General features: G+C 62.1%; 16 protein-coding genes. 10 read left to right on the forward strand and 6 right to left on the reverse strand.

What is annotated here, in order from left to right:
• Positions 1 to 138: 138 nt before the first annotated feature.
• A complete protein-coding gene (locus tag MOQ67_RS00610; RefSeq protein WP_017850035.1) occupies positions 139 to 1008 on the forward strand; it encodes a Tim44 domain-containing protein in 870 nt (289 codons plus the stop codon).
• A gap of 136 nt (positions 1009 to 1144) precedes the next feature.
• Positions 1145 to 1552: an SMI1/KNR4 family protein gene (locus MOQ67_RS00615; protein WP_017850036.1), complete on the forward strand. Its 408-nt coding sequence runs from the start codon at positions 1145 to 1147 to the stop codon at positions 1550 to 1552.
• 35 nt (positions 1553 to 1587) lie between these two features.
• Here MOQ67_RS00615 and MOQ67_RS00620 read toward each other — a convergent pair whose 3' ends face one another.
• Positions 1588 to 3351 carry a cation:proton antiporter gene (locus tag MOQ67_RS00620; protein WP_017850037.1) on the reverse strand — a complete coding sequence of 588 codons (1764 nt, stop codon included), beginning with the start codon at positions 3349 to 3351 and terminating at the stop codon, positions 1588 to 1590.
• Positions 3352 to 3639: 288 nt separating this feature from the next.
• On the opposite strand from MOQ67_RS00620, the gene MOQ67_RS00625 reads away from it, so the two are divergent.
• Positions 3640 to 4125: an acyl-CoA thioesterase gene (locus MOQ67_RS00625; RefSeq protein ID WP_017850038.1), complete on the forward strand. Its 486-nt coding sequence runs from the start codon at positions 3640 to 3642 to the stop codon at positions 4123 to 4125.
• A gap of 69 nt (positions 4126 to 4194) precedes the next feature.
• On the opposite strand, the gene pdxY is transcribed toward MOQ67_RS00625, so the two are convergent.
• Positions 4195 to 5067, reverse strand: coding sequence for a pyridoxal kinase PdxY (pdxY, locus tag MOQ67_RS00630; protein ID WP_017850039.1), 873 nt, complete (start codon positions 5065 to 5067; stop codon positions 4195 to 4197).
• A 119-nt stretch (positions 5068 to 5186) separates the two neighbouring features.
• Between pdxY and MOQ67_RS00635 the strand changes: the two genes are divergently transcribed.
• Positions 5187 to 5579 carry a DUF3301 domain-containing protein gene (locus MOQ67_RS00635; protein ID WP_017850040.1) on the forward strand — a complete coding sequence of 131 codons (393 nt, stop codon included), beginning with the start codon at positions 5187 to 5189 and terminating at the stop codon, positions 5577 to 5579.
• On the opposite strand, the gene MOQ67_RS00640 is transcribed toward MOQ67_RS00635, so the two are convergent.
• The 3 genes from MOQ67_RS00640 to zigA are packed head-to-tail and all read right to left on the reverse strand — an operon-like array spanning position 5573 to position 8432.
• A complete protein-coding gene (locus MOQ67_RS00640; RefSeq protein ID WP_126589100.1) occupies positions 5573 to 6535 on the reverse strand; it encodes a CobW family GTP-binding protein in 963 nt (320 codons plus the stop codon). The genes MOQ67_RS00635 and MOQ67_RS00640 overlap by 7 nt on opposite strands.
• Positions 6536 to 6579: 44 nt before the next feature.
• Entirely contained in the window at positions 6580 to 7224 is a 645-nt protein-coding gene (locus MOQ67_RS00645; protein ID WP_126589101.1) for a DUF1826 domain-containing protein, read from the reverse strand.
• Positions 7224 to 8432, reverse strand: a complete 1209-nt coding sequence (zigA, locus tag MOQ67_RS00650) for a zinc metallochaperone GTPase ZigA (RefSeq protein ID WP_017850043.1) — start codon at positions 8430 to 8432, stop codon at positions 7224 to 7226. The genes MOQ67_RS00645 and zigA overlap by 1 nt, the downstream gene beginning before the upstream one ends.
• 139 nt (positions 8433 to 8571) lie before the next feature.
• Here zigA and MOQ67_RS00655 point away from each other — a divergent pair, with 139 nt between their 5' ends.
• Entirely contained in the window at positions 8572 to 8940 is a 369-nt protein-coding gene (locus tag MOQ67_RS00655; RefSeq protein ID WP_126589102.1) for a glutamine synthetase, read from the forward strand.
• Here the strand turns inward: MOQ67_RS00655 and MOQ67_RS00660 are convergent.
• Positions 8937 to 10139, reverse strand: coding sequence for an N-acetylmuramoyl-L-alanine amidase (locus tag MOQ67_RS00660; RefSeq protein WP_017850045.1), 1203 nt, complete (start codon positions 10137 to 10139; stop codon positions 8937 to 8939). The genes MOQ67_RS00655 and MOQ67_RS00660 overlap by 4 nt on opposite strands.
• Positions 10140 to 10268: 129 nt before the next feature.
• Here MOQ67_RS00660 and folE2 point away from each other — a divergent pair, with 129 nt between their 5' ends.
• Genes folE2 through MOQ67_RS00685 form a run of 5 tightly spaced genes read left to right on the forward strand, consistent with a single transcriptional unit; the run spans position 10269 to position 14137 of the window.
• Entirely contained in the window at positions 10269 to 11159 is an 891-nt protein-coding gene (gene folE2 / locus MOQ67_RS00665) for a GTP cyclohydrolase FolE2 (protein ID WP_102618680.1), read from the forward strand.
• Positions 11156 to 11824 (forward strand): metal ABC transporter ATP-binding protein, encoded by a 669-nt coding sequence (locus tag MOQ67_RS00670; RefSeq protein ID WP_126589103.1) that lies wholly within the window; start codon positions 11156 to 11158, stop codon positions 11822 to 11824. Before folE2 ends, MOQ67_RS00670 begins: the two co-directional genes overlap by 4 nt.
• Complete coding sequence (locus MOQ67_RS00675) at positions 11824 to 12690, forward strand: metal ABC transporter permease (RefSeq protein WP_017850048.1); 867 nt, start codon at positions 11824 to 11826, stop codon at positions 12688 to 12690. Before MOQ67_RS00670 ends, MOQ67_RS00675 begins: the two co-directional genes overlap by 1 nt.
• A gap of 11 nt (positions 12691 to 12701) precedes the next feature.
• Positions 12702 to 13580, forward strand: a complete 879-nt coding sequence (locus MOQ67_RS00680) for a metal ABC transporter substrate-binding protein (RefSeq protein WP_017850049.1) — start codon at positions 12702 to 12704, stop codon at positions 13578 to 13580.
• Positions 13577 to 14137 (forward strand): gamma carbonic anhydrase family protein, encoded by a 561-nt coding sequence (locus MOQ67_RS00685; protein WP_017850050.1) that lies wholly within the window; start codon positions 13577 to 13579, stop codon positions 14135 to 14137. The genes MOQ67_RS00680 and MOQ67_RS00685 overlap by 4 nt, the downstream gene beginning before the upstream one ends.

Below are 14137 nucleotides of genomic sequence, written 5' to 3' on the forward strand. Positions count from 1 at the left end.
GGGCCAATATCTGTAACTAGTCCTACAGACCCTTCGGATTCTGTCTTACGCAAAAGCCCGAAACATTATGTCGCTAGCCACTGTCACGACACCTGTGCAACATGGCGCGCGTGCAATCCACAAATGGGAATTCCCTTTATGAAACGTTTTCTTAGCATCGCCATGGCGCTGTGCATTGGCCTGACGATGAGCCTCGATGCCAACGCCAAACGCTTCGGTGGCGGCAAAAGCATAGGCTCGGCACCGACTCACCAGACCAGCCAAATGGCTCCGTCCGCCGGCGTCGGCGGTGCTGCCGCCACTGCCGGCGCGGCCGGTGCCGCTGGCGCAGCCGCCAAGGCCGGCGGTGCTTCGCGCTGGTTGGGCCCTCTGGCCGGTATCGCCGCCGGTGGCCTGCTCGCATCCATGTTCATGGGCGGCGGCTTCCAGGGCATGCAGATCTTCGACATCCTGATCATGGCGGTCATCGCCTTCCTGATCTTCCGCTTCATCGCCGCCCGTCGTCGCAAGCAGCAGGAGCACATGGCTCCAGCCGGCGCGCCGATGCAGCGTGAAGTGTTCGAGCAGAAGCCAGCCATGGGTTCGATCTTCGGTGGTTCGGCCGCGCCTGCTGCTGCCCGCCCGGTGATCAATGCGCCAGCCTGGTTCAACGAAGAGCGTTTCGTCGAAGCGGCCCGCAGCCACTTCCAGTCCCTGCAGCAGCACTGGGACGCCAACGAAATGGATAAAATCTCCGAGTTCGTGACCCCGCAACTGCTCGAGTTCCTCAAGCGCGAACGCGCCGACCTGGGCGACGGCTTCCAGTCGACCTACATCGACGACCTGCGCGTGCAGCTCGAAGGTGTGGACGATCGCGCCGACAAGACCATCGCCACCCTGACGTTCAGCGGTGTGTCGAAGACCTCGCGTTTCGACCAGGGCGAAGTGTTCAGCGAAAGCTGGAACATGGAACGCGCCCAAGGCGACAACCAGCCTTGGCTGGTCGCCGGTATCCGCCAGAACGGCTGATAGCCACACGCTTGAACAAGCCGTAAGCAAAACCCCGGACATGTTCCGGGGTTTTCTATTTCACGGTTGCACTTATAGCGAGCTACTGTATAAAACGCCCCTGTAAACCGCGCCATCTAGCAAGAGGATCCCGGCCGTGGAAGAAGTCATCGAACAATTGCGTGAAGCCAACGAACCGGTTCCGGTTCCTCTGGAACTGCCTGATGAAGACCAACTGGTGGAAATCGAGGAACAGCTGTTCATCGACATCCCGTTTGTCTTCCGCGAATTCCTGCTAACCGTCAGCGACGTGGTGTACGGCAGCCTGGAACCGGTGACCGTCACCGACCCGCAGTCCCACACCTACCTGCCGGATGTGGCGGCCAACGCCTGGGATGCCGGTGTTGACCGCAGCATGATCCCGATCTGCCAGGACGGCGACGACTACTACTGCGTCGAAGAAGACGGCACCGTCGTACTGTGGTGCGGCGAAGAAGAACTCGTCACCGAAGAAACCTGGGAGTCGGTGTGGCACTGGGCACGGGACGTCTGGCTGGAAAGCTGACACCTGCGGCTCGCGCGCGGGGCGGCCCAGCCTCCTCAGTGTTCCGGCGTATCCTTGTGGTTATCCAGAGTCTCCAGCAAAGCGACCTGCATCCGCGTATGCACGCGGATGAACCACCGCCAGAGCACGGCCGCCACCGCCGCCGCGACCACGGCGATCAGCACCAGCAACTTGTTGGTCGGCAGAATACTCGCCGACAACGCCGCCAATAGCAGGAAGATCACCAGCAACGACAAAATCGGGATCACCTCGGCGATCACCCGACGCACGCGCTGGGTATGCCGCCCGGCCATTTCCGGCTTGACGCTCATCTCCGCCAGCAGCATCGACAGCGCCTTGAGCTTGCGGTACGCCGCAATCAGGAACGGCAGCGACAACAGCAACGCCGCGCCCCAGATCAACGCCTTCTGCCAGCTTGGATCACTGATCCAGCCCTCCAGATACCCGCCGATACGCAGCGCGAAATAACTGCCGGTAAAGAAGATCGCCACCACCAGCGCCAGGTTCACCCCCACTTGCAGCACGATTTTGCGGATCATCGACGCCAGCAGCGCCCCCTCGCCGTGGGGCTGAATGCTGCGCAGCCATTCGCCATAGAGGCCAAATACCCGGCTCATGCGCTTGGGCATCACGGCGGCAATCTTCAGCGACAATGGGTCGGCGCCGCGAATCAGGTACGGGGTGAGCAATGTGGTGATCGCCGACACCGCGACCGCCACCGGGTAGAGGAAGTCACTGGTCACCTGCAAGGTCATGCCGAGCGCCGCGATGATGAAGGAAAACTCACCAATTTGTGACAGACCCATCCCAACGCGCAACGAGGTGCGGCCGTCATTGCCGGCGATAAATGCGCCCATGCCGCAGGACAACATCTTGCCCAGCACCACGGCCACGCTGATCACGGCAATCGGCCAGGCATATTGCAGCAGGATCTGCGGGTCGATCATCAAGCCAATGGCGACAAAGAAGATTGCGCTGAACATGTCGCGAACCGGCTCGATCAGGCGCTCGATCTTAATCAACTGACGGGATTCGGCCATGATCGCGCCGATCAGGAACGCCCCCAGCACCATGCTGTATTCCAGCTTGACCACCAGCAGGCAAAAACCGAAACACAGGCCCAGCACGGTGATCAGCAGCATTTCATTGCTGTCGAACCTGGCCACGTAGGCCAGCAAGCGTGGCACCAGCAAAATCCCGATGACTAGCGCGACGATCATGAACAGCGAGAGCTTGCCGACCGTGGAAAACACTTCACCGGAGCTGACCGTGCCACTGACGGCGATGCTCGACAGCAAGGCGATGATGCCGATGCCGAGGATGTCCTCGACGATCAGCACGCCGAAAATCAGTTGGGCGAAGCGCTGGTCTTTCATCTTCAGGTCGTTGAGCGCCTTGACGATGATGGTGGTCGAGGAGATCGCCAGGATCGCGCCGAGGAACAGCGAGTCCATGGTGTTCCAGTCGAACCAGCGGCCGATCTCGTAGCCGATCCAGATCATCAGCACGATTTCCAGGAAGGCCGCGATAAACGCCGTGGCTCCCACCTTGAACAGCTTGCGCAGGCTGAACTCCAGGCCCAGGCAGAACATCAGGAAGATCACCCCCAGTTCGGCGAGGGTCTTGATGGTGTCTTCATCGTGGATCAGGCCGAACGGCGGCGTGTGGGGGCCGATGATGAACCCGGCGACGATGTAACCGAGCACCACCGGCTGCTTGAGGCGATGAAACAGGATAGTCACGACCCCAGCCACCAACATGATCACGGCCAGATCCTGGATAAAGCTGATGGCGTGCATGGCGAGGGGCTCCTTGAGGGTACTGGCGCTTTTCCCACGTCCACCGCACCTTTGAAACTTCGTAAAGAGCGGAAGGAAAAGTCTGCCTTGATCGTAAGAAATGCCCTTAGAAAGGCTTTTGAAGGTTAACACCGCGACTTCCGCCGAAAAGCCGGTGCAATATATGGAAACAGATCGCTGCAGGCGTGACGGCAAGCCGCCTACCGGCGTCCCGTAAGAGATGGCGCTGCAATGACTCGAGCATCCACAGAGGTGCCTCCCCACCAATGCCTAACCCGTGAGTGTGCTATGGAACCCGGAAACGCCCAGCTGTCGATGACGGTACTGATGACCCCTGATATGGCCAACTTCTCAGGCAATGTCCATGGCGGCACCCTGCTCAAGTACCTCGACGAAGTGGCCTACGCCTGCGCGAGCCGTTATGCCGGGCGTTATGTCGTGACCTTGTCGGTGGACCAAGTGATTTTTCGTGAACCGATCCACGTCGGCGAGTTGGTGACCTTCCTCGCATCGGTCAACTACACCGGCCACACCTCGATGGAGGTGGGCATCAAGGTGGTGACCGAAAACATCCGCGAGCGCTCTGTGCGCCATACCAACAGTTGCTTCTTCACCATGGTCGCCGTGGACGACCAGCGCAAACCCGCCGCCGTGCCGCAACTGCAACCGCACAACAGCGAAGACCGCCGCCGGTTTGCGCAGGCGCAGCAACGCCGGCAGATCCGCCAGGAGTTGGAAAAGCGCTACCAGGAAATCAAAGCCGACGCGCTGTAAGCCCCGAGCTGTATACCCAAGCAAAATGTGGGAGGGGCTTTGCCCCCTCCCACATTGGGTTTTGTGTCCTTACAGGCCGATCGGCGTGGCCTCGAAACGCACGCGAGGATGGGCGATGCGATCCTGGGCACGCACCAGCTCCAGTTCATAACTGGCGCAGGCCTGGGTTTCCAACAGCACTTCATGCACCGCCGCCGCGGTGAACTCGAAAGCGGCCACCAGGCTGTCGCCCAACAATACCCGCGCCAGGAACAACCCCGAGGTCAGGTCGCCCACGCCCACCGGCTGGCGGGGAAACGCCAGCAGCGGCCGGCGCAGGTGCCAGCTGCCTTCGGCTGTCACCAGCAGCATCTCAAAGCCTTCCGGCAATTTGCCGGGGTAATCCAGGTGCTTGACCAGCACGGCCTTGGGCCCGCGTGCCAGCAGGGCTTTGGCCATGCCCAGGCAGTCGAACAGCGATTGCGGCTTGCGCCCGGAAAAGCTGTCCAGTTCCAGCTGGTTGGGGCACAGGAAGTCGGCCATGGCAGCGGCTTCGTCCAACAGAAAATCACTGACTTCCTGCGGCACGATGCAGCCCTTTTCCGGGTGGCCCATCACCGGGTCGCACAGGTACAGGGCCTTGGGGTTGATCGCCTTGATCCGCGCCACGCCGGTGAGGATCGCCCGGCCCTGGGCCGCGCTGCCGAGGTAGCCGGAGAGTATGGCGTCGCAGTTGCCCAATTCACCGATGGCCGCAATACCCTCCACCAGCGCTGGAATCTGCTGCGGCGCTAACACTTCGCCCGTCCACTGGCCATACTGGGTGTGGTTGGAGAATTGCACCGTGTTGAGCGGCCACACGTTCACCCCGACCCGCTGCATGGGGAACACGGCGGCGCTGTTTCCGGCGTGGCCAAAGACCACATGAGACTGGATCGCAAGCAGATGAGGTGTGCGTTTCATGCAGGGGATTTCCGTAAAACCATTGAAATTCTGGTCGCGCAGTATGCGACCAAACACAGCCTGTACGACAGGCCGACGACACAGTTAAGCTGCTCTCACTTCGTTGGAGTTTTTTTCGCATGCTGACCCTGGGAAACATCTTCGTGTTGATGCTGCTGGCGACCGGCGCCGCCTGGGTATGGCACAACCACGGCCTGCGCGAGCGCGCGTTGGAGCGGGTCAAGCAGCATTGCGCCAAGCTCGATATCGAGTTGCTCGACGGTGCCGTGGCCTTGAAGCGCATCGGTTTTGTGAAGGATGCCAAAGGACGGCGACGCCTGGCGCGCATCTACAATTTCGAATTCACCGTGACCGGCGAAACCCGCCACCCCGGGACCATCACCCAGTTCGGCGCCCACAGCGCGCAGATCGAACTGGCGCCCTACCCGTTCGAAATCAAGACGCCGCTACCCAGCGCCGACGTGATCGAACTCAGCCAGTGGCGCCAGGACCACGCCAAGCACCGTCAATGACGGCAGGCGGCCAGCGCCTGCTGTAGCGCGGCCACGTCCTGTGGCGCGCTGAAAATCAGTTCGATACGCGAATCACGCCGCCATTCGCTGGGTTGCCAGACGAGTGGGCTGTTATCCACAGCGTTGCCGGAGATCCAGCCGTCGGTGCTGTGGATAACCAGTTTGGCGCGGCGCCAATCCCAGCGTGTCAGCCATTGCGCCAGACGCTGGTGATCGAATGACTGGCTTGGATGCCAGCGCCAACCGATGCTCCAGCCGCCCTCCTGGGCCTGGCTCAAGCAGATCGGCAACGCAGGATCGCTCCACACCGCCGGCATTTGCGCCACCCCCTTGGGCGCCACGAAGTTATCCACAGCCGCTGCAGCCTGTGCGTTCAGGCCTGGCAAAAGCTGCAGTGGCAATTGCGCCTGACGCGTCCAGTAAAACGGAACCTCGACTAACTGCCGTTCGATCGCCTCGCGCTGTGCGGCGTCCAACGTCTCATCCTTGTTCAGGACCAACAGGCCGGCGCTGGCGAGTGCTTCGCGCTGCGCCTCCGGCAATGGTTTGCCCGCCGCCAGGGCTTGCGCATCCAGCACCAGCACGCAGGGCTGAACCGCGAGCACATCCTGCCATGGCGCCTCGCGCAATTGCTTGAGCACCTGCGCCGGGTGCCCGAGCCCCGAAGGCTCGATAAACAGGCGGTCAGGCTTGGCCTTACGCAGCAAGCGGCCCAGTCCGACCTGGAACGGCGCACCATTCACACAGCACAAGCAGCCACCCGCCACTTCGCCCAGGGCAATGCCGTCGTCAGCCTGGGTCAGCAAGGCCGCATCCAGACCGATCTGCCCGAATTCGTTGATCAACACCGCCCAGCGCTCGTTGGCCGGGCGTTGGGCGAGCAGGTGTTTGATCAGGCTGGTCTTGCCGGCGCCCAGGGGCCCGGCAATCACATGAGTAGGAATGTTCTGCAGCATAGAGGGCATCATTCAAGCCGTGTAGAGCGTTTGATCCTACGCGGTTATGCCAGCCAATCCAGCGTCAGAATTAACCGTCGCTCATCGGCTTTAAGCTGCGGCGAGCGGTGAATCAGGCCGTGAGCTTCGTTGCCATGCCACTTCGTCCCTTTGAGCAACGCCACTTCGCCGCAGTGAATCTGCTCGATACGCTCGCTGGGCTCGGCATCCGCCTGGCCCAACTGGCGGCGGTCCATCACGCCTTCGCGCAACCATTGGCTGCCGATGCCGGCATAGGTGGTGATCAGGCGCACTGGCACATGGTCGACGTGAAAGCGCGGGCACATGGCTTTGTCCAACAGGCGCAAACGCACGCCGATCCGACGGGCGCCGAGCAGGCAGGCAAACGCGCCGACCAGCCATGACACATCGGCGATAAACCCTTCGTAACCCTCAAGATCGCGGCAGCAGGCGGCTAATCCCTGCACGTTCGGCACCGCGTCGTCGCTGGCCAACTCGATGACCAGCGACTCGGCCAACGGCTCGTCGAGCGCCACCAGCAAGGCGCCGAACTCGGCGATGTGCAACGGCAATTGGCGCTGCCACAGCGCCAGGTTGACGCCGTCTTCGAGAATCTCGGACAGCGCCAGCGGGGTGTCGCCGCAGGTCTGGCGGATCACCGGGCGCAGGGGGATGAGCGGTGCCAGCATCAGGCGGCCGCCTCTTCATACCAAGGGCCAAAAGGATCGGCCAGCAAGCGCCATGCGTCGACGCCCAGGGCCATTTCTTCATCGGTCAGCAGGCAGGCGTCCAGTTCGGCACGCATCTGCGCGAAGTCGATGTTCTGCCCGATGAACACCAGTTCCTGACGGCAATCGCCAGTGCTTGCTTGCCAGTGGCCCATGATCGCGGCGACGCTTTCTTCGTCCTGCGGCCACTGGCTTTTCGGCACAAAACGCCACCAACGTCCGGCAAAACCATGGCGCATCAGGCCACCGGCCTGGGACCAACTGCCGGCGTCCTGCGGCTTGCTGGCCAGCCAGAAAAAGCCCTTGGAGCGCAGGAGTTTGCCGTTCACCCAAGGGCGGTCGATAAACTCGAAAAAGCGCTGCGGATGGAACGGACGGCGCGCACGGTAAGCCGTGGAGGCGATGCCGTACTCTTCGGTTTCCGGCACATGCTCGCCGCGCAGTTCCTGCAGCCAGCCGGGGGCCTGGGCGGCGCGTTCGAAGTCGAAGCGGCCGGTGTTGAGGATTTTGTTCAGCGGCACTTCGCCCATGACCATCGGAATGATCTCGGCCTGGGCGTTCAGGCGTTCGAGGATGGCCATCAGTTCCTCACGCTCGTGGCGGCCGATCAGGTCGATTTTGCTGATCAGGATGACGTCGGCAAATTCGATCTGCTCGATCAACAGGTCGGTGATCGAGCGTTCGTCTTCTTCGCCAAGGGTTTCGCCCCGCGACGCGAGGCTTTCGGCGGCCTGGTAGTCGAGCAGGAAGTTCATGCCGTCGACCACGGTGACCATGGTGTCCAGGCGCGCGATATCGGCCAGGCTCTGCTCGTTTTCATCGCGAAAGGTGAAGGTTTCGGCCACGGGCAACGGTTCGGAGATGCCGGTGGATTCGATCAACAGGTAATCGAAGCGACCATCCCTGGCGAGTTTTCCGACCTCTTCGAGCAGGTCTTCACGCAAGGTGCAGCAGATGCAGCCGTTGCTCATCTCCACCAGTTTTTCTTCGGCGCGGTTGAGGGTGACGTCGCGCTGCACCTCGCCGCCGTCGATGTTGATTTCGCTCATGTCGTTGACGATCACCGCCACCCGCAGGTTGTCGCGGTTGCGCAGGACATAGTTGAGCAGCGTACTTTTACCGGCGCCGAGAAAGCCGGACAACACGGTAACGGGGAGACGATTGGGCATCAGGTCATTCTCATCAGGCCGCCCGTTCAAGCCGGGCTGTACTTAATGTTATATTATAACAACGCAAATAAGCCAATCCCCCGCTTGCTCATCATGACCAACGGAGCAATGCTGGCGCCTGTCTACGTCGAGAAGCCCTATGAAATATCTACTCTGTAGCCTGCTGTTGCTCATCACGACCCAGGCCTGCGCCCAAGTGCCGCGCCTGTCGGCCAATTGCACGCGCAGCGCCAACCTGCTGGCCTGCATCGATCCGCTGGGCAATGCCTACAGCGTGGCGACGGTTGGCAGCACCACGTATCTGCGCGGTTTCGAGGCGATCGGCAGGCGCTATTGGGCACAAACCAACAGCCGCTACGGGCAACTGACGTTCTTCACCGGCTTGGCCTCGGACGGTGAAGCGTGGGTCGGCTACACGCGGCGTGTGGGCTGGACCACGATCAACCGGTTTTCCAGCTCCGGTGGCGCCAGCGCCACGTTCACCTGCAGCCGTGTGACCGGCTGTTAGGCCTGGTTGTGTTTCTGTTCCTGGACCCAAGCCATGTAGCTGTTCACCGGCGGGTTCTTCTGGAAATAGCGCTGCAGGCCGAGGAACAAACCCTCCGCCACCGCCTGTTGATGCCGCGCCGTGACCAGCCGCGCACTGTCCCGCGCATTGGAGATAAACCCGGTCTCCACCAGGATCGACGGGACATCCGGTGACTTGAGCACCGCGAATCCGGCCTGTTCCACACGCTTTTGATGCAACGAGGTGATGCCTTCCAGGCTGCCCAGGATCGAGCTGCCCAGTTGCAGGCTGGAGGCGATGGTGGCGTTCATCGACATGTCGAGAATCACCCCGGCCAGCATCGGGTCCTTGTCCTTGAGGTTCAGCAGACTGGTGGCGCCCAGCAGGTCGGCGCCGTTTTCCCGTTGCGCCATGAACCGCGCCGTGGCCGAGGTGGCACCGCCTTCGGACAAGGCATACACCGAAGCCCCCGACGCGGTGATCCGTGGCGCCGCATCCGCATGCACCGAGATAAACATGTCGGCGTTGTGTTTGTGGGCGATCTCCACGCGCTTGCGCAGCGGCACGAAGAAGTCATCGTTGCGCACCAGCTTCACATCGAACCCTTTCTCGCGCTTCAAGCGTTTGGCCAGCAATTGCGCAATGGACAGCACCACGTCTTTTTCGCGCTGGCCCTTGGAACCAATGGCACCGGGGTCTTTGCCGCCGTGGCCGGGGTCGACCACCACGATGATGTCGCGCTTGGGGTGCGCCCTGTCGACCAGCGGCCGGGGTGCGGCCGCTATTGGGTGAGGCACCTGGGTGGCGCTGGTGAGATCAAGCACCAGGCGGTGCCCTTGCCCATCCTGGGGCGGCAACAAAAAGCTGGTGAGCTGCATCGGCGTAGCGAGGTCCAGCACGATGCGCGTATCCGCCTTGCCGAAGTGCCCGGAGCGAATCGAGGTGATCCCGCTGTTCTTCAAGACCAACTGAGAGAAGTCGCCACTGAGCCCGGCGCCGCTCAGGTCGATGATCAGGCGTTCCGGCGCGGTCAGGGAAAAAGTCTTGTAGTTCACCGGGCCACTGAGGTCGAACACCAGCCGCAGCTTGTCGTCCGAGCGCCACAGGCGGGCGTTGCGAATCTGCGTGGCCGACGCGGTGAAGGGCAAGGTGAACAGCGGGCTGACCAGGAGCAGGTTGAGGAGCTGACGTCTGTGCATGACAAATACCGCAAATAAAGGAGCGTCCTTACTCGACATGACTGAAAAAAGGCCGGAGCAGAAAATTCATCGTCGACTCAATCGTTATAATATAACATGTCTTTTTTATCGCCAACGATGGACCTGCTCATGAATGCGCTGACTCTGCCGGATATCGCCGCGCAGGCTTCACGCCAAGCCTTGCCGCTCGACTGGGTGGGCATGTGCGGCATCGCCTTGCCTATTTTGATCGACGACCAACGCCTCGCCGCCACGGCCGATGCCGGCGTCAGCCTGGACGACGGTGCCGCCCGTGGCATTCATATGTCGCGCCTGTACCTGGCGCTGGAGATGCTCGACCAGCAGCCACTGACTCCGGCACTTCTGCGTAAGGTACTGCAGCGTTTTCTCGACAGTCATGAAGGTTTATCTAATAACGCCTACCTGCGTATCCACACCGGTCTGCTGCTCAAGCGCCCGGCATTGGTCAGCCCACTGGCTGGCTGGAAGGGCTACCCGGTGAGTATCGAAGCGCGCGTGGAAAACCAGATGTTCCACGTGGAACTAAACATCGAGGTGACTTATTCCTCAACCTGCCCGTGCTCGGCGGCCCTCGCCAGGCAGTTGATTCAGCAGCAATTTCTCGAAGATTTCGGCAACACGCCGTTGCAGCACGCCGATGTGCTGACCTGGCTCGGTAGCGCCAACGGCATCGTCGCCACGCCCCACAGCCAGCGCAGCAGCGCGCAACTGCGCGTCCAGTTGCGCGGCGAGCAGCTGGCGCTGACCGAGTTGATCAATACCGCCGAAGCCGCCCTCGGCACCGCCGTGCAAACCGCGGTGAAACGTGCGGACGAACAAGCCTTCGCCCTGGCCAACGGGCAGAACCTGATGTTCTGCGAAGACGCTGCCCGTCGCTTGAACCTCGCCTTGAAACGCTCGGATGCCGTCCAAGCCTTCCACCTCAAAGTGATCCACGCCGAAAGCCTGCACGCGCACGATGCCGTGGCTGAAAGCCGTTGGACGAGACACTCAGCATGATCACCTGCACCGCTTTGCGCTGGGGTGCCCCCGGCCAACCCCTGACACCCGCCGTGGACTTCACCCTGGAAACCGGCAGCCTTACCGGCGTGATCGGCCCCAACGGCTGCGGTAAAAGCAGCCTGCTCAAAGTCATCGCCGGCCTGCAAAAGCCGCTGGCGGGCAAAATCCGCGTGGATGTGCCGCGTCGCGGCGGCGTGTCCTTCCTGCCCCAGCAACAACACCTCGATCGGCAGTTCCCCATCAGCTTGCAAGAGCTGGTCGCCGCCGGTTTCTGGGGCACCCGACTCACCCCGCAACAACGCAGCGAACGCCTGCACGCCGTATTGGAAGACTGGTGCCTCAGCGGCCTGGAACAGCGCCCGTTGATGGCCTTGTCCGGCGGCGAACTGCAACGCGCCCTGCTCGCCCGCATGAGCCTGGCCGAAGCGCCGGTGTTGCTGCTCGACGAACCCCACGCCGCCCTCGACGAAGACGGCCAGGCCCTGTGCTGGAAACATATCCACACCTGGCATGACGAAGGCCGCACGGTGGTCGTGGTCTGTCATGACTTGGCCTCCGTGCGTCAATACACCCAGCAAGTGGTGCAGATCAAAAGCACGGGCTGCCGGTTCGGGCCGAGCAAAGAACTGATCCGCCCGCAACCGCACATGCAGGTGGCCTGATGCACTTCACCGCCCACCTGTGGATGCCGTTTCTCGACTTCGTGTTCATGCGCCGCGCCTTGATCGGCGGCCTGGTACTCGCTTGCAGCACCGCGCCGCTGGGGGTGTTCCTGATCCTGCGGCGCATGAGCCTGATCGGTGACGCCGTCGCCCACGGCATCCTGCCCGGTGCCGCCCTGGGTTTCTGGTTCGCCGGCCTGAGCCTGCCCGCGCTGACCATCGGCGGCCTCGGCGCCGGCCTGAGCATGGCGGGGTTGGCCGCGTGGATCACCCGTCGCACCGGCCTGCGCGAAGACGCCAGCCTGGCCGCCATCTACCCCATCTCCCTCGCCGCCGGTGTGCTGATCCTCGGCCTTGCCGGCAAGCGCCTGGACCTGCTGCACCTGCTATTCGGCTCGGCCCTGGCCGTCGACGAAACCACCTTGACCGGCATGCTCTGGGTCTCTGGTTTCAGCCTGGTCGCCATGGTGCTGATCTACAAACCGCTGCTGCTGGACACCCTCGACCCGCTGTTCCTGCAAACCGTCAGCCGCCTCGGCCCATTGGCCCACGGGCTGTTTTTGACCCTGGTGGTGCTGAACCTGGTGATCGGTTTCCAGGCCATCGGCGCGCTGATGGTGGTGGGTTTGATGATGTTGCCGGCCATCGCGTCCCGCTTCTGGAGCCGGCGCTTGCCGGTGCTGATTGCGGTATCGGCAGTGCTGGGATGCCTGTCGGTGTGGCTTGGCTTGTTGCTGTCGTTCTACTACTCACTGCCCAGCGGCCCGGCGATTGTGCTGGTGGCTGGCGGTGGGTACCTGCTGTCCGTGATCTTCGGTCCGGTGCATGGCTTGCTGCGCCGCCCGCCCTTGCTGTCATCCCAATGAGGTGTCTCCCGATGCGTGCTCTACTCGTGTTGTTCAGTCTGCTACTGCCGTTGTCCATGGCCCAGGCCGCCGACAAACTCCAGGTGGTGACCAGCTTCAGTATTCTCGACGACATTACCCACCAGATCGGTGGCGAACACATCCAGATCAGCAACATGGTCGGCCCCGACGCCGACGCTCATACCTACGAGCCGACCCCGGACGACGCCAAGGCGCTGCTCAAGGCCAAGCTGATCATCAAAAATGGCCTTGGCTTCGAGCCGTGGCTGGACCGCCTGGTGACCAGCACCGAAACCCGCGCCACCGTGGTTACCGCCAGTAAAGGCGTGATTTCCCACACCATGGAAGAAGACGGCGAAACCATCCCGGACCCGCACGCCTGGCATAACCTGGCCAACGCCGAAATCTATGTGAACAACATCACCAAGGCGCTGGTGGCCGCCGACCCAGCCAACCAGGCCGACTACCTGCGCAACAGCCAGGCGTACCTGAAAGACATCTACCGTTTGCTCGCCGAGGCCAAGGCCAAGTTCGGCGCACTGCCAGCGGGCAACCGCCGCATCGTCACCTCCCATGACGCGTTCGGCTACCTGGGCCAGGCCTATGGCATCCAGTTCCTCGCGCCTCAGGGTTTGTCCACCGAGCGTGAGCCTTCCGCCGCCGAAGTCGCCGCGCTGATCACTCAGATCCGCAAGGATAAGGTCAAAGCCGTGTTCATTGAAAACATCAAGGACTCGCGCCTGCTCAAACAGATCGCCAGCGAAAGCGGCGCGCAGATCGGCGGCACGCTGTATTCCGACGCCCTCGCCGCAGAAGGCCCGGCCAGCACCTTTATCGGGCTGTTCGAATACAACCTCAACACCCTGTGCGCCGCGTTGGGCAAACCATGATCCGCAAGAACCCATCCGGTGATCTGCCGGTGATTGCCGAATCGGCCTACGTCGATAAAACCGCGATCATCTGCGGCAAGGTCATCATCGGTGAGAACGTATTCGTCGGCCCCTACGCCGTGATCCGCGCGGACGAAGTCGACGCCAGCGGCGACATGGACCCGATCACCATCGGCGCCAACTCCAATATCCAGGACGGCGTGGTGATCCACTCCAAATCCGGCGCGGCGGTGACCATCGGCGAGTTCACTTCCATCGCCCACCGCTCCATCGTCCACGGCCCCTGCAGCGTCGGCGACCGCGTGTTCATCGGCTTCAACAGCGTGTTGTTCAACTGCGCCGTCGGCGACGGCTGCGTGGTGCGCCACAACTCGGTGGTCGACGGCCGCGACTTGCCCGCCGCGTTCTACGTGCCTTCGACCACCCGCATCGGGCCCAACACCGACCTGTCGCAATTCCCGCCGGTGAGCGTCAGCGCGTCGGAGTTTTCCGAGGACGTAGCGCGTACCAACGTCGATCTGGTGCAGGGTTACAAAGCCCTGCAAAACGAGTTCTGA

The sequence above is a fragment of the Pseudomonas sp. LY-1 genome (assembly GCF_053502595.1).

Excerpts from the sequence above, each read along its gene's own strand:
- MOQ67_RS00620 (WP_017850037.1), bottom strand. The coding sequence starts at position 3,351 with ATGCACGCCATCAGCTTTATCCAGGATCTGGCCGTGATCATGTTGGTG.
- MOQ67_RS00685 (WP_017850050.1), top strand. The coding sequence starts at position 13,577 with ATGATCCGCAAGAACCCATCCGGTGATCTGCCGGTGATTGCCGAATCG.
- folE2 (WP_102618680.1), top strand. The coding sequence starts at position 10,269 with ATGAATGCGCTGACTCTGCCGGATATCGCCGCGCAGGCTTCACGCCAA.
- MOQ67_RS00635 (WP_017850040.1), top strand. The coding sequence starts at position 5,187 with ATGCTGACCCTGGGAAACATCTTCGTGTTGATGCTGCTGGCGACCGGC.
- MOQ67_RS00660 (WP_017850045.1), bottom strand. The coding sequence starts at position 10,139 with ATGCACAGACGTCAGCTCCTCAACCTGCTCCTGGTCAGCCCGCTGTTC.
- zigA (WP_017850043.1), bottom strand. The coding sequence starts at position 8,432 with ATGCCCAATCGTCTCCCCGTTACCGTGTTGTCCGGCTTTCTCGGCGCC.
- MOQ67_RS00625 (WP_017850038.1), top strand. The coding sequence starts at position 3,640 with ATGGAACCCGGAAACGCCCAGCTGTCGATGACGGTACTGATGACCCCT.
- MOQ67_RS00610 (WP_017850035.1), top strand. The coding sequence starts at position 139 with ATGAAACGTTTTCTTAGCATCGCCATGGCGCTGTGCATTGGCCTGACG.
- MOQ67_RS00645 (WP_126589101.1), bottom strand. The coding sequence starts at position 7,224 with ATGCTGGCACCGCTCATCCCCCTGCGCCCGGTGATCCGCCAGACCTGC.
- MOQ67_RS00640 (WP_126589100.1), bottom strand. The coding sequence starts at position 6,535 with ATGCTGCAGAACATTCCTACTCATGTGATTGCCGGGCCCCTGGGCGCC.
- MOQ67_RS00675 (WP_017850048.1), top strand. The coding sequence starts at position 11,824 with ATGCACTTCACCGCCCACCTGTGGATGCCGTTTCTCGACTTCGTGTTC.
- MOQ67_RS00655 (WP_126589102.1), top strand. The coding sequence starts at position 8,572 with ATGAAATATCTACTCTGTAGCCTGCTGTTGCTCATCACGACCCAGGCC.
- MOQ67_RS00680 (WP_017850049.1), top strand. The coding sequence starts at position 12,702 with ATGCGTGCTCTACTCGTGTTGTTCAGTCTGCTACTGCCGTTGTCCATG.
- MOQ67_RS00670 (WP_126589103.1), top strand. The coding sequence starts at position 11,156 with ATGATCACCTGCACCGCTTTGCGCTGGGGTGCCCCCGGCCAACCCCTG.
- pdxY (WP_017850039.1), bottom strand. The coding sequence starts at position 5,067 with ATGAAACGCACACCTCATCTGCTTGCGATCCAGTCTCATGTGGTCTTT.